Source organism: Ruegeria discodermiae, from assembly GCF_030758345.1.
In the GTDB taxonomy this organism is placed as follows: Bacteria; Pseudomonadota; Alphaproteobacteria; order Rhodobacterales; family Rhodobacteraceae; genus Ruegeria_C.
This window is the reverse complement of sequence record NZ_JAVAMO010000001.1, coordinates 192,041-205,331: the sequence shown is the minus strand read 5'-3', so window position 1 is coordinate 205,331 and position 13,291 is coordinate 192,041. Positions and strand designations below refer to the sequence as shown.

11 protein-coding genes are annotated in these 13,291 nt (G+C 61.0%); 7 read left to right on the top strand and 4 right to left on the bottom strand.

Annotation, left to right across the window (positions count from 1 at the left end; all coding sequences use genetic code 11):
• Positions 1-3: 3 nt before the first annotated feature.
• Positions 4-996: a hypothetical protein gene (locus Q5Y75_RS01000; protein ID WP_306193531.1), complete on the top strand. Its 993-nt coding sequence runs from the start codon at positions 4-6 to the stop codon at positions 994-996.
• A 152-nt stretch (positions 997-1,148) separates the two neighbouring features.
• On the opposite strand, the gene Q5Y75_RS00995 is transcribed toward Q5Y75_RS01000, so the two are convergent.
• Complete coding sequence (locus Q5Y75_RS00995; protein ID WP_306193529.1) at positions 1,149-1,418, bottom strand: DksA/TraR family C4-type zinc finger protein; 270 nt, start codon at positions 1,416-1,418, stop codon at positions 1,149-1,151.
• Positions 1,419-1,515: 97 nt separating this feature from the next.
• On the opposite strand from Q5Y75_RS00995, the gene Q5Y75_RS00990 reads away from it, so the two are divergent.
• Positions 1,516-2,631 carry a THUMP domain-containing class I SAM-dependent RNA methyltransferase gene (locus Q5Y75_RS00990; RefSeq protein ID WP_306193528.1) on the top strand — a complete coding sequence of 372 codons (1,116 nt, stop codon included), beginning with the start codon at positions 1,516-1,518 and terminating at the stop codon, positions 2,629-2,631.
• A gap of 177 nt (positions 2,632-2,808) precedes the next feature.
• Positions 2,809-3,876, top strand: a complete 1,068-nt coding sequence (locus Q5Y75_RS00985; protein ID WP_306193526.1) for a fasciclin domain-containing protein — start codon at positions 2,809-2,811, stop codon at positions 3,874-3,876.
• A 66-nt stretch (positions 3,877-3,942) separates the two neighbouring features.
• On the opposite strand, the gene rpoH is transcribed toward Q5Y75_RS00985, so the two are convergent.
• Positions 3,943-4,839 carry an RNA polymerase sigma factor RpoH gene (gene rpoH / locus Q5Y75_RS00980; protein WP_306193524.1) on the bottom strand — a complete coding sequence of 299 codons (897 nt, stop codon included), beginning with the start codon at positions 4,837-4,839 and terminating at the stop codon, positions 3,943-3,945.
• A gap of 145 nt (positions 4,840-4,984) precedes the next feature.
• Complete coding sequence (locus Q5Y75_RS00975; protein ID WP_306193522.1) at positions 4,985-6,019, bottom strand: RluA family pseudouridine synthase; 1,035 nt, start codon at positions 6,017-6,019, stop codon at positions 4,985-4,987.
• On the opposite strand from Q5Y75_RS00975, the gene Q5Y75_RS00970 reads away from it, so the two are divergent.
• Positions 6,018-6,320 (top strand): DUF6476 family protein, encoded by a 303-nt coding sequence (locus tag Q5Y75_RS00970; protein ID WP_306193520.1) that lies wholly within the window; start codon positions 6,018-6,020, stop codon positions 6,318-6,320. The genes Q5Y75_RS00975 and Q5Y75_RS00970 overlap by 2 nt on opposite strands.
• Positions 6,321-6,410: 90 nt before the next feature.
• On the opposite strand, the gene Q5Y75_RS00965 is transcribed toward Q5Y75_RS00970, so the two are convergent.
• Positions 6,411-7,058: a LuxR C-terminal-related transcriptional regulator gene (locus Q5Y75_RS00965; RefSeq protein ID WP_306193519.1), complete on the bottom strand. Its 648-nt coding sequence runs from the start codon at positions 7,056-7,058 to the stop codon at positions 6,411-6,413.
• 102 nt (positions 7,059-7,160) lie between these two features.
• Between Q5Y75_RS00965 and Q5Y75_RS00960 the strand changes: the two genes are divergently transcribed.
• The 3 genes from Q5Y75_RS00960 to Q5Y75_RS00950 all read left to right on the top strand — a co-directional run bounded on the left by Q5Y75_RS00960 (position 7,161) and on the right by Q5Y75_RS00950 (position 13,152).
• Positions 7,161-7,505 carry an EF-hand domain-containing protein gene (locus Q5Y75_RS00960; protein ID WP_306193517.1) on the top strand — a complete coding sequence of 115 codons (345 nt, stop codon included), beginning with the start codon at positions 7,161-7,163 and terminating at the stop codon, positions 7,503-7,505.
• An 85-nt stretch (positions 7,506-7,590) separates the two neighbouring features.
• Positions 7,591-9,522: a sensor histidine kinase gene (locus Q5Y75_RS00955; RefSeq protein WP_306193515.1), complete on the top strand. Its 1,932-nt coding sequence runs from the start codon at positions 7,591-7,593 to the stop codon at positions 9,520-9,522.
• Between the two features lie 99 nt (positions 9,523-9,621).
• Entirely contained in the window at positions 9,622-13,152 is a 3,531-nt protein-coding gene (locus Q5Y75_RS00950) for a hypothetical protein (RefSeq protein ID WP_306193514.1), read from the top strand.
• Positions 13,153-13,291: the final 139 nt, after the last annotated feature.

Here is a 13,291-nt window from a genome sequence, read left to right as displayed (position 1 = left end):
CGATTGCGCAATCCTCGCCGGGAGTTAGTGTTAACCCGTGATCTTGCTTATGGAGATTCGGGTATGGAAGGTGCAGCAACAGCGCAAATCGAAACCAGTGAGGTGATCGAGCGTTTTCGGAAACGTGCCCGCAGGTTGCGAATCTCTGCGACCATCTCGCTTATGCTGATCCTGGTGGCCATCAGCGGCGGTATGTATCTGTTCGTCTTTGCGGGCGAAATCGCCTCCCGCGAGGCCAATATCACGCTGGACCGGCTGTCGCGCGGCACCGAGACGATTTCGTCGACGATGCAAGAACTGCAACCGGAGTTGATACAAACACTAGGAGCCTTTGGTCAGATGTCATCGGAAATGCGGCTTGTTTTCAATGACTTTACCGGCACCCTTACTGCGGTTGAGGAACTTGTCGCAGATGGGGTCATTATCTCGATCAACGGACCATTCGCGAGCGAAGCCGAGGGAGAGGTCAAGGCGACCGCAGAAGCCCTTCGCACAGAAATTGCTGAGGTTGGCAAAAGACTCACATTCGTGCTCGAGGATTCACAGCTTACTGCCGCAAGTTTGGCCGACCTCACCCGCACAAGCACACTCGTGATGAACGAGACCGTGACACTGCTGAAAACGCTGAACGAAGATATGCGCGCCCAGATCGCTGCCACCTTCGGTGACGTTCTGGAAAACGCGGCGAACCAGTCAGATCAGGTTCAAACGACGCTGCTGGTCTCGACCCTGAGCACACGGGTAGGTGCCATGCTGCTGATAATATTCCTCGTGCAGATTCTTGTGAATCTCTATCGCTACAACACGCGGCTGGCGAGTTTCTACGAAGGGCGCGCGGATGCATTGGAAATTGCGCCGTCTCCCGCGGCCTCGGGCTTTACCGAGCTTATCCACGCTATTTCGCCGGACAATCTCGATTTCGGCAAGACACCAGCCTCGCCAGCTGAACACGCCGTCACCCTGGCGCGAGAGGTTCTCGCCCGGCAGGGGCGATAGGCAAGCAAATCCCGCCATCCATCGCAGGAAGCGCAAACGCCTGCGCAGGTCCGTCGAAATCACAGGCTTACGGCGTCGCGACCAGGGGGGTTCTGCTTGCCATGACTAACAACTTCGGGGGGCCACCCGCGCTTCCGGGCGACCGGAAAGATCTATTTCAACTGGCTGTCCTTCGAGCCGCGCCTGTTGATCCCCGCACGCGGTTTGAAGGCCACATCCCGGTCCTGCTGGCACTCGATACAGAGCTTGACACCCGGTATTGCCTGCCGCCGGGCTTCGGGAATGGGCTCTTCGCAATCGGCGCAATGGGTCAGGCTGTCGCCAACGGGGCGCTTGGCCGCTTTCATCCGTGCCAGTTCGTCCGAAATCGAGGCCTCGATCTGTTCGCTCACCGCGCCGTCGCGCGCCCATCCGCCCGCCATATCAAACCTCCGTTGCAGGTTAGGCATCATAGCCGCAATCCCCGTAGAGAGCCAGAAAGCGGTCGTACCCGCCTGGCAATCGCTTTAAGCAGGGCGGATGGACAAGAGTGAGCCTTTCGAAATTTTTCTGGTGGTCACGCCGGGGCTGGAACAGCCGCTGGCCGAAGAAGCCCGTGCGCTGGGGTTCGACGCCCCGGTCGTCTCGCCCGGTGGCGTGACCATGCAGGGGCATTGGACCGATATCTGGCGTGCCAATCTGTGGCTGCGCGGGGCCACCCGCGTCTTGGTGCGCATCGGTGCCTTCCGCGCCTTCCATCTGGCACAGCTCGACAAGCGGGCGCGCAAGTTTCCCTGGGCCGACACCCTGCGCGCTGATGTGCCGCTGCGGGTCGAGGTGACTTGCCGCAAGTCGAAAATCTACCATGCCAAGGCCGCCGCACAGCGGATCGAACGGGCGTTGTCAGAGGTGCTGGGCGCAACGATCGATCCCAAAGCCGATCTGGTCGTGAAGGTCCGGATCGAGGATGATCTTTGCGCCATTAGCCTCGATACGTCCGGCGAAAGTTTGCACAAACGGGGCCACAAACCTGCGGTCGGAAAAGCCCCGATGCGCGAGACCATGGCGGCGATGTTTCTCTGCCAATGCGGCTTTGACGGCCACGAGACGGTCTATGACCCGATGTGTGGCTCGGGCACGTTTGTGCTGGAGGCCGCAGAGATTGCCACCGGGCTAGCAGCGGGACGTTCCCGCGGTTTCGCCTTTCAGCATCTGGCGAGCTTTGATGCCGAGGCATGGGACAGGATGCGAAACACCGCATCGACCCGCACGCCAGACGCGCGGTTTTTCGGATCAGATCGCAATGATGGGGCGATTGCGAACAGCATACGCAATTCAGAGGCTGCCGGTGTCGGCGCAATCACCCGCTTTCACCGGGCCGCCATCAGCGATATCGCACCGCCCGAGGGGCCGCCCGGCCTCGTCATCGTCAACCCGCCCTACGGGGCGCGGATTGGCAACAAGAAAGTCCTTTTCGGGCTCTACGGTGCGTTTGGACAGGTGCTGAAAGACCGTTTCCAGGGCTGGCGTGTAGGCGTGATCACCAGTGATGGCGGGCTTGCCCGCGCCACTGCCCTGCCCTTTCTGCCCCCCGGCCCGCCGGTGGCGCATGGCGGGTTGAAGGTCAAACTCTACCAGACCGCCCCCCTGCCCTAGACTCGCGCGCCCGTGATCGGCGCCGGATGGCCGATCACGCTTTCGTGTACTGTGCATCGCTGATCCAACCCGCCTTGCGCGCCGTAACACTGCCATCTTCTCCGGGCACAGAGACGCCACTCACACGCGCGCTTCGCAGCGAGGGAAGAAGAAAAACAGGGTTGGAGGTTCCCAGACATGGACGCGACACAAACATTGACCGGTATTGTACTCAACAGCGGTGCGCCCGGCACGTTCGACAATAACAATGGCGATTTCGATCTGCTGCGAGAGGCCGTGATCACCGCCGGGCTGGCGGATGCCCTGAACGATGACGCCGCATCGCTGACCGTCTTCGCGCCGACGGATGCGGCTTTTATCGGTCTGGCCAGTGCGCTGGGTTTTGACGGCGATGACGAGGCTGGCGCGCTGACCCATATCGTCGAAGCCCTGACGTTGCTGGGCGGCGGCGACCCGATCCCGCTGCTGACCGATGTGCTGACCTATCACGTGGTCAATGGCGCCTTTGATCTTGAGGCAGTGGCCGGGCTGGGCAACGGCGCCGAGATCGGAACACTTCAGGGCGGCGCGGTCACGCTGAACCTGGAAAGCATGCCGCCCAGTCTGGGGGATGCCGATGACGGGATTGCGGATCCGGGTCTGATCGCCTTCGATATCAAGGCCACCAACGGCATCATTCACGTGCTGGATGGCGTATTGCTGCCGGTTTCGGTGACAGGCATCCTGTCGCAACCCGATACCGATTTCATTCTGGATGATGACGGCAATTCGTTCAACTTCACCGGTCGGGGGAACGATTTCATCGACGGCAATGGCGGGCGTGACATCATCTGGGCCGGCAGTGGCAACGACATCGTGCTTGGTGGCACCGGCAACGATGTGATCGGCGGCGGGCGCGGCAAGGACATCCTGCGCGGCGATGAGGGCCACGACAAGATCTTCGGCGGCGGCGGCAAGGATGTGGTCGATGGCGGGGAAGGCAATGACTACATCTTCGGCGGCTGGGGCAAGGACAGCTTCGTCTTTGAAAACGGCGATGGCCGCGACACGATCCTGGATTTCCGCGTCGGCAGCGACAAGATCGACCTGACCGGCTATGAGGGGATTCACGATTTCCACGACATCGAGGACGACATCAGCGCCCGGTTCTTCCGGACAGTGATCGAGTTGGATGATGGCGACCAGATCAGCCTTTTCGGCGTACGCGCTCATCAACTGGACGCAGACGATTTCCTGTTTGCCTGATCCTGTGATCTGAAACGCAACAGCCCGCCGGGTTCGGCGGGCTGTCTTTTGTTCCGGCGCAATGCGTCAGGCGGTGGCGAGCATGCCCTTGTTGCGGGCCAGTTCGCGCATCTTCTTCTGCAGTTTCTCAAAGGCGCGCACCTCGATCTGACGAATGCGCTCGCGGCTGACATTGTACTGGCTGCTCAACTCTTCCAGAGTGACCGGCTGATCCATCAGGCGGCGCTGGGTCAGAATGTCCTTTTCCCTGTCATTGAGCACCTCCAGCGCCTCGGCCAGCAATTCGCGCCGCGCTTCAAGCTCATCACGCGCTTCGTAATCCCCGGCCTGATCGGCATCTTCATCCTCAAGCCAGTCCTGCCATTGCATCGAGCCTTCGCCCTCGGTACCCACCGTGGCGTTCAGCGAGGCATCGCCACCGGACATGCGCCGGTTCATGCTGACCACTTCTTCTTCGGTCACGCCCAGGTCGCTGGCGATCTGTGCCACGTTTTCAGGCCGTAGATCCCCCTCTTCCAGCGCGCCGATGCGGGCCTTGGCCTTGCGCAGGTTGAAGAACAGCTTTTTCTGCGCCGAGGTGGTCCCCAGCTTGACCATCGACCACGAGCGCAGGACGTATTCCTGGATCGAGGCGCGAATCCACCACATGGCATAGGTCGCAAGGCGGAAACCCTTTTCGGGGTCGAACTTCTTGACCGCCTGCATCAGACCCACATTGGCCTCGGAAATCACCTCGGCCTGGGGCAGACCATAGCCGCGATATCCCATCGCAATCTTGGCCGCCAGACGCAGATGCGAGGTCACCATCTTGTGGGCGGATTCGGTATCCTGCTCTTCGACCCACCGCTTGGCGAGCATATATTCCTCTTCCGGTTCCAGCAGGGGAAACTTGCGAATCTCCTGCATATAGCGGTTCAGACCGCCTTCTGGGCTGGGTGCGGGTAGATTTGCGTAATTCGACATATCCGTTGTCCCTCCGGAGTAATGTTTAGCCTCTTAACATAGCATATGGGTCACCTATGCTGCCCTTACAAGAGGGTGCTATCAGTTTCCGATTAACTCACTGTTAAGGAAAGGTGAGATCATCTTTTTCACGCTGTTTTGCGTATTATGTCAGCGGCGCGCGCAAGGCCTCGGCCAGATGTGCCATATCCTCGGGCATTTGCGCCTCAAACCGCAGGTTTTCGCCGCTCACAGGGTGTATAAACCCCAAAACCGCCGCATGCAGGGCCTGTCTGGGGAAGTCCCGAACCGTCTGCTGGGCCTGGTCCGGCAGCGCCTTGGCGGCAAGTTTCCGCCGCCCACCATAGACCGGATCACCGATCAGGCCATGGCCCGCATGAGCCATATGGACCCTGATCTGATGGGTGCGCCCGGTTTCCAGCCAGCATTCCACCAGCGCGGCCACCGGGGGCTGCCCGAACCGCTCGATTACACGGGCACGGGTCACCGCATGCCGCCCGCCATGAAAGGTGACCGCTTGTTTCTGGCGATCGGTCTTGTGACGGGCCAGTTGCGTGGTCATGCGCAGGATGTTTCCCGCCTCGAAACTGGCGCCTTTGACGCCGCGCAGACGCGGATCGCTGGCCTCGGGCACGCCGTAACACAGCGCCTGATAATAGCGCTCGACGCTATGTGCCTCGAACTGCGCTGCCAGCCCCTGATGGGCGGCGTCGGATTTGGCAACCACCAGCAGCCCGCTGGTGTCCTTGTCGATCCGGTGCACGATGCCCGGTCGCTTGACCCCGCCCACACCTGACAGAGCGTCGCCGCAATGATACAGCAGCGCGTTGACCAATGTACCGCTGGGCGATCCCGGTGCCGGATGCACCACCATGCCCGCCGGTTTGTTCACCACGATCAGATCGTCATCTTCCCAGATCACATCGAGCGCGATTGCTTCGGGCCCGATATGGCTGTCCTCGGCGGCCTCGACCGTGATCGAGATTGCGGCCCCCTCTTCCACCCGCGCCTTGGCGTCAGTGGTGACGGCCCCGTTCACGGTCACGGCCCCTTCGGTGATCAATCGCGCCAGCCGTGTGCGCGACAGGGCCGCCTCGTCTGGCACATCCCGCGAAAGCGCCTTATCAAGGCGGGGCGGTGGTGCTGCCGCGATCACGAAGTCAATCTGGCGGGTGCCCATGTCTGTTCCTTCCGAACCCGAGATACCGCAGGAAACACCGCAGCTCAGGCTGCTCAGACGGATGGTCATGGCGTTGACGGCAGTGATGATCGGCGGGGTTCTACTGACATTCGCCCTGATTGTCATCCGCTTGAGTGACCGCACCCCCACTTTGCCCGAAGAGGTCGAATTGCCTGATGGTGCCCGCGCGCAGGCAGTCACGATCGGCCCCAACTGGTATGGTGTCGTCACCGACGACAACCGCATCCTGATCTTCGACAAAACTACCGGCAAGCTGCGCCAGACGGTCGAGGTGGAGTGACCATCACCCTACAGGATCATCGATGGCCTCAAGGCGCCGCCTCACCCATCGAGATACGCCGACTCAGCTCAATACTTGTACCTTGGCTGGTCACAACTCGGCGCTCGGATCGATCAGGCCTTCCTGCAGGGCGAAGGCGATCAGTTGCGCAACGGAATGAACCTGCAGCTTCTGCATCAGATTGGTGCGGTGGCGATCGACGGTTTTCGGACTGATGCCCAGCAGTTCGGCCATTTCCTTGTTGCTGCGCCCCGCAACGATGAGGTTGAGCGTCTGGCGCTCCCTGTCCGTCAGCGAAACGCGGTCAGGCGCGGCTTCCAGCAGGTCCAGCATGTATTCCGACACGTGACGTCCGCCGCGCAGGATAAGGGGCAAGGCACGGTAGAGTTCCGCATTCTCGGTGGCCTTGGAAAACAGCCCGTCCACGCCTGTGTCCAGCAGCTCGGATATTTTCCCGATCGCGGAAATACCGGTCAGCACGACGATCCTGGTATCCGGCGACCAGCGGCGCGTTTCCAGGACCACCTCGGTCCCTCCCGCCAGCGGCATCTGCACATCCAGCAGCAAAAGATGCGGCCTGTGCACACGCACCGCCGCGATGGACTCGATCCCGTTTGCCGCCTCGGCAACCACACTGAGGCCGCCGGGCTCGATCAGACCCGGCGTTTCGAGCGCCGCGCGCAGTCCAGAGCGCACGATGGCATGATCGTCAGCGATGATCGCGGTAAAGGTTCTCAAAAGGTGTTGCCCAGTTTTCAGCCTGCTCGCGGAAAACTGGCGGAGACAGGCGGTTGTTGTCAACTGAACCTGTGGTCCCGTAAATTGCCCAATATGGCCAGGATGAGATCAGTTTGGATCGGGTATCTTTTGCCCAGCGCTATGGCGCTGGTGCCGCTCAGTGCAGCGGCGCAATCCTCTGACCTCAACCCGACACCGACGGAAGTTGATGCGTTCCTGGCAGCGGATGTGAACCAGGACGCGGTGCTGCAACTCTCCGAGTTCAGGACCTTCATCCGCCTCATGGCGGAGGCCGGGCAACCCACGGCAAGACAGATCCGCATGTTTGCCGCCTATCGGTTTGCCTTCGGGATCACCGACAAGAACAATGACCAACGCGTCAGCCCCGACGAATTGCGCGCCGCAGATGAGGCCCATCGGCGCGGCGAAGGGGCCGGTCACAACTGAGGTCGATCCCCCATTTTGATGGTCACCGCCTTGTCACGGCTCAGGAAAATCCGTCTGATGGGACGATCCATGCCCGGAGTTTCCTATGATGCGCCCCAGCCCGAAATTTGCGACCGGCCTGATCGCGCTCGTGCTGTCATGCTGGGCCACGCTGGCCGCCGCGATCGAGATCGGGGAACGCGACGCGGTGGTCGATCTTGTGCCGCATATGGTCTTTGCCCATGGCACCGCCGCAGCGCCCGACGCCATGCGCGAGGTCTATCGCGCCGGGCAGTTCGCCCGCGACGTGGCGCTGAATCGCTTCGAAGGGGATCATGCCGCAGAGCTTTGGGGAGCCGTTGAGGTCGCTGCGACGACAGATCTTTCGCGCCGGGTCCTTGTCGGGGTGCCGATGATCAGCGAAGTGGACATTTACGCCTATGACGCAGGCCCGGCGGATCACATCCTGAGCTACTCGATTTTCCGGCCCTTTCAGGCCAACCAGCATGCAGGCGCACGGCTGCAATCACAGATCCTCGATCTGCCTGCCGGGGCAACGCAGCTCTTGCTTGTCCATTTCAAGTTCGGCCCGGTTCAGAGGCTGAGCCTGACGCTTGAAAGCGAGTCCCATCTGACCCAGAGCGTTATCAAGGACACAGCCTATAGCGCGGCGTTTTATGCGTTTTCCCTGGCCGCGATCTGCGTGTTCCTGGCCTTTTTTGCCGCGCTGCGCGACGGTATGAGCCTGCTCTATGCGCTGCTCTTCCTGACGGGCCTCGCCTTTCTGGCCTATATGGACGGATTGCTTTTTCGGTTTCTCTATCCCGACACGCCCCAGATTCAGTCGGCGCTCGGCTTCCTCCTGTTTCTGGCCATATCGGGGTTCGGCTACGCTCTGGCGGGCATCGGGTTTCGACACAGCGCTGCGTTTACCGCCGCCCGGTTATGCTGGGCTCTGGCTGGTGCAAGCGCGGCGCTCTTTGTCTTTTCACTGCTAGCGCCGGGGCCGATTGCGGCCTTTCTCGCCAATTTGCTGCTGATCGGGATGTGCGTCGCCGTTGCCTTTGGGACGCGCCTTCCGCCGGGAAAGACCACCTTCAGCCGTCGTCTGGCCCGCGGCCTGAGTCTGGCCGTCATGGGCGGCGTGCTGGTTCTGCTTGCACCGCTTGTCGTCCCCGCAATCCCGGCCCCTTTCGGGCTGCTGGGAACGACCAAGCTGCTTTATCTGGTGCTCATCCTTGGCGGACTGACCAACCTCACCGTCCAGATTCTTGCTGTTCGACAGGCGCAGGACGAGGCGCAGCAGGCCGAAATTGCGGCGCTCAAGCGGGAAGCAAAGCTGAGCCGGGAGCTCGCCGGGTCGGAACAGAATTATGCCAGAGCACAGGCGCTTGCAGCGCAGCGACAAAGGACGCTTGCAACCGCCGCGCATGACATTCGCCAACCGGTTCAATCCCTGCGCCTGAGGCTCGACAGCCTGACCGGCACCGTCACGCAGGACACCGAAAAGCGCCTGCGCGAGGCGCTGGATTACATCGACTCGCTGACCTCGAACTACATGGAGGGCGGCAGCCTTGACGACGACGGCGACGAGCCACCTGCCGAAGAGACCTATGATGTCTCAATGATCTTTGCTTCCGTGCACCGCATGTTTGCCCCGGAAGCCGGGAGGAAGGGCCTCGAGTTGCGCATCGTTGACACCGCGCATCGCACGACCCTGCCCGCCGCACCGCTGATGCGTATTGTCTGCAACCTCGTGGTCAATGCGATCAAGCATTCGCAGCGCGGCGGCGTGGTGCTGGGAGTGCGGCGCCGTGCGGGCGGTATCTGGCTCTGCGTGGCCGATACGGGTCCCGGCTTCACCCCGGAGGAATTCGAGCAATACAAGGCCCATGGCGCAAAAACCGACGCCTCTGAGGGGCATGGGTTCGGGCTTGCCGTCTGCGCCCAACTGGCCGAAGAGCTTGGCATCACCTTAAGAGCAGACTCGGTTCCCGGTCGGGGAACCTGTTTCTATTTGCGCCTGCCCACGGTCTAATTGGGGGATCGACCCCATAACACCGCAGCACACTCCTTCTTAGCTTGAGGTCATAGACACCGGCACCCGTCGGTGGGTTCAAGCAAAAGAAGGATTTGGATGATGGGCCTCTTCAAGAAAAAAAGCATTCACGAGACGATCAAGAAATACGGCTGGAGCAGCAAGGCGGATGGCGGCTCCGGCAATGATAAAATCTACGGTTACAGCGTTGACAAGAACACGCTCTATGGCGGGTCCGGCAATGATTATGTCGAAGGCTGGGGGTCGCGGAACTACCTCTACGGCGGCAGCGGCAGCGACACGATCAAGGGCAAGGGTGTCTATAACTACCTCGTTGGCGGAACCGGATCTGACAAGCTTTATGGCTATGGCGCGACCAACAAGCTCTATGGCGAAAGCGGCCATGACGCCCTTTATGGCTATGGCGCCTATAACCGGCTGAGCGGTGGTGACCATAATGACGTGCTCAAAGGATATGGCGCGCGCAACGTGCTCTATGGCGGCAGCGACCAAGACAAGCTCTATGGCTATGGTGCCAGCAACCACCTTGATGCGGGCTCGGGCAATGACTCGGTCTATGGCTATGGTGTCGATAATGAGATGCACGGGAAATCCGGGCATGACTACATGGTGGGCACCGGTGCATCGAACCGGATGTATGGCGGCGATCACAATGACAAGATGATCGGCAAAGGGGCCGTGAATGTCATGCATGGCGGGACCGGCAATGACGTGATCGAGGCGCGCGGTGTCACCAATGTCGCCCATGGTGACAGTGGCAATGACACGATCAAGGGGATCGGCGGCACCAACAACCTCTATGGCGACAGCGGCGATGATGTCATCGTCGCGACCGGTGGCATAAACACGGCCAAGGGTGGTACCGGCAATGACAGCATGAGCGCCGAAGGTGGGGTTAACACCTTCTTCGGCGAAGCAGGTGATGACAGCATGGATCTCAGCGGTGGCGTCAACACGGCCAAAGGCGGCAGCGGCGACGACACGATGGTTGCCGAAGGTGGCGTCAACACGCTGTCTGGCGAGGAAGGCAATGACCGTATCGAAGCGGTCGGCGGCGTCAATACGGCGTTTGGCGGGGCGGGCGAGGATACGATGCTCGCCGAGGGCAGCGACAACATCCTGGCTGCCGGGAAAACCATCAACACCTTCTTTGGCGGCGACGGTGATGACCGGATCGAGCTAAAAGGCAGCGTTAACACCGCATCGGGCGATGAGGGCGATGACCACATCACGGCCAAGGGTGGGGTGAACACGATCTTTGGTAAGGATGGCGACGATCTGCTGGAGGCAATCGGTGGCATCAACACCGCATCGGGGGGCGATGGCGACGACGTGATCCAGGGCCTCGGCGGGGTCAACACCTTCTTCGGCGGCAACGGCGATGACGTGATGGAGGCCGCAGGTGGCGCCAACACCATGTTCGGCGGGGCTGGCAACGACAAGATGACGGCCGCATCGCTGACGATCACCGCGCAATCGGGCGAAGAAGGCGACGATACCATGATCGCCATCTCTGCCGGCAACAGCCAATGGGGCGGTGCCGGAGCGGACACGATCCTGGGCGTCGGAGCCGCCAACCTGCAATGGGGTGGCAGCGGAGACGACGTGCTTGGCGCGGGCGGCAACACCAATGTGCAATTTGGTCAGGACGGCGATGACAAGCTCTTTGCCCTGGGTCAGCAGAACCTGCAATTTGGCGGCGATGACGCGGACCTGCTGGTCGGTGTGGGCCTGCAAAACATCCAGCACGGCGGCAAGGACGGCGACGTTCTGGTCGGTGCGGGCAGTTCCAATATCCAGATCGGCGCAGAAGGCGATGACTGGATGGTTGGTGCGGGCGCGTCCAACATTCAGTTCGGTGCCCATATCTGGTCCGCCATTCCCGAGGATTTCGAGCTTGGCTCGCTTGATATCGACGCCGCGCGCGACGCGATCGAAGAATATCTCGACGTCTCCGCCGCAGAGGATGGCATGAACAAGATGCTGGCCGGTGGGTACGGCAACCTGCAAGTGGGTGGCTCGGACGCGGATGTCATGATCGGTGGTGGTCGCGGCAATCTGCAAGTTGGCGGCGCAGGCGATGACGTCCTGCTCGGCGGCGGGCAGGCAAATGTCCAGACCGGCGGCGCAGGCAATGACGCGATCATCGGATTGGGCCAGATCGGCGTTCAATCCGGCGGCGATGATGGCGATGTAATGCTGGCGATGAAAGTTGGCGGCAAGGTCGGCCTGCAGGTGCAGCACGGCGGCAGCGGCAATGACCTCATGGCGAGCGAGGGCGACCCGGTGGACTGGGCCTCCAGCACCTGGAGCACCCTCAAGGAAATCGTAAGTGACGTGGTCGAGGACAAGACCAATCCTGACACTGCCCCCGTGGGCGCGGATGCACAAAGCGTGCAGGACAATCAGGATGAAGAACTGGCCGACACCGTCAAGGACATGATCAAGGATGAACTGCCCACCGCCTTCAACATCCAGTTCGCGGGCGAAGGCGACGACCTCTTCCATGTTGGGGGCGATCTGGGCTTCCAACTGGGTCAGGAGGGCAATGACATCTTCCTCGGCGGCGGCAGCTTCAACCTGTCTCTGGGGGGCGATGACAGCGATCTGATGCTCACCTCGGGCGACACGCTCAACTTCTCGTTCGGGCAAGAAGGGGCGGATTGGATGATCGACACCGACACGTTTGGCGATCTGTTCATGTCTGCGGTGCTGCCCGACCTGCCCTCTTTCGATGTCTCCAACCTGCTCGGCGTGGATGTCTTTGCGCCCATAAACGAGATGATCGGGTTCGCGCATGACGTGAAAGACACGATTGCCGATCTCAACCCGCTCGGCGATCTGATCGATGCGGCAGGGGACGCCATCCAAGAGGTGACCGACGAGGTGGCCGACGCCACCGCCGATATCCGCTCGCTTCTGGACTATTCCGGCACGCAAATGTTCGGCGGCGCGGGCGATGACATCCTGTCATCGACAGGTGACATGATCGGCGGTCTGGGGGCAGACACCTACATCTTCAACTTCGACGAGGACGGCACTATCGACGAGGCGGGCCTTGACGCCCTGAAGGATGCCGGTCGGTTGGTCGATCTGGCCGAAGACGGGATCGATGCTTTGACCGGCGGTGCCGGTGGTGCAGACACGATCGAATTGCGCGATGCTGGGGGGCTCGACGCGGGGGACCTGCGCTTCTGGGTCGATGGCGGCAAGGATCTGGTGATCGTCAATGACGGGGCCAGCCTGCGGATCAAGAACATGTCGGACAGCGAGAAAGCCGTCGAAACCCTGACGATCTGGAACGGCGAGCTTGGCCAAAGCTTCGACCTCTCCGATGCCTTCACCGACGGCGCGTTTACCGCCAGATCCGAGTTCGGGGCATTCAATACCGGCGCGGTCGACCTGAGCGAATACGCAGCGGGCATGGTGTCAAACAGCGCCGTCGACCAGCAATTCGCCGCCGCCTTTGATGGATGGATGGCCACATTGTCAGATGTCACGCAGAACATCCCCGTCATCGGTCACGGTGTCTCCAGCACGGTTGAAGCAGTGGATGGTTTCCTCGACATGGAAGTGGCCCTGCCCATCGATGTTTTCGACCTCGTCTGAAGCAAGACACAATCAGCAAGGCCGCGATCAGGGATCGCGGCCTTGCCATTTCAAGACACTGAATTTGTTCAGGTTTACGGAACAACGGACATTGCCAGAACTGCGTTGGCACACGTCTTGTGACCTTTTATCAAAGGAA